This window comes from Micromonospora sp. DSM 43699 (assembly GCF_055517075.1).
This window is the reverse complement of the sequence record NZ_JBTMMT010000159.1, coordinates 1-867: the sequence shown is the minus strand read 5'-3', so window position 1 is coordinate 867 and position 867 is coordinate 1. Positions and strand designations below refer to the sequence as shown.

1 protein-coding gene is annotated in these 867 nt (G+C 66.3%); it reads left to right on the top strand.

All coding sequences use genetic code 11. The features are described 5' to 3' along the window. Positions 1-867, top strand: an 867-nt coding sequence (locus AC0AIB_RS31020) for a beta-ketoacyl synthase N-terminal-like domain-containing protein (RefSeq protein WP_465098049.1), incomplete at both ends; no start/stop codon positions are given.

Sequence of the window (867 nt, the reverse complement as noted above, 5' to 3'; positions counted from 1 at the left end):
CGACGAGCCGATCGCGATCGTGGGGATGGCGTGTCGGTATCCGGGTGGGGTGGAGAGTCCGGATCAGTTGTGGGAGTTGTTGGTCTCGGGTGGGGACGGGGTGGGGGAGTTTCCGGTTGATCGGGGTTGGGATCTGGGGTCGTTGTTCGATCCGGATCCGAACAACAGTGGTACGTCGTATACGCGGCATGGTGGGTTTCTGTACGGGGCGGCGGAGTTCGATCCGGGGTTCTTCGGGATCTCGCCGCGTGAGGCGTTGGCGATGGATCCGCAGCAGCGGTTGTTGTTGGAGGCGTCGTGGGAGTCGTTCGAGTCGGCGGGGTTGGATCCGCAGGGGTTGCGGGGTAGTCGTACGGGTGTGTTCGCCGGGGTGATGTACCACGATTACGCCTCGCGGTTGTTGGATCTGCCCGCCGAGGTGGAGGGCTATGTCGGTACCGGTACGTCGGGCAGTGTCCTGTCGGGTCGGGTGGCGTACACGTTCGGGTTGGAGGGGCCGGCGGTCACTGTCGACACGGCATGTTCGTCGTCGTTGGTGGCGCTGCACTTGGCGGCGCAGGCGTTGCGGTCGGGGGAGTGTGATCTGGCGCTGGCCGGTGGTGTGACGGTGATGGCGACGCCGGGGACGTTCATCGAGTTCTCCCGGCAGCGGGGTCTGTCCCAGGACGGTCGGTGCAAGTCGTTCGCCGCGTCGGCGGATGGCACGGGCTGGGGTGAGGGTGTGGGTGTGCTGCTGGTGCAGCGGTTGTCGGATGCGCAGCGGGAGGGTCGGCGGATCCTTGCGGTGGTGCGGGGTTCGGCGGTGAATCAGGATGGTGCGTCGAACGGTCTCACCGCGCCGAATGGTCCGTCGCAGCAGCGGGTGAT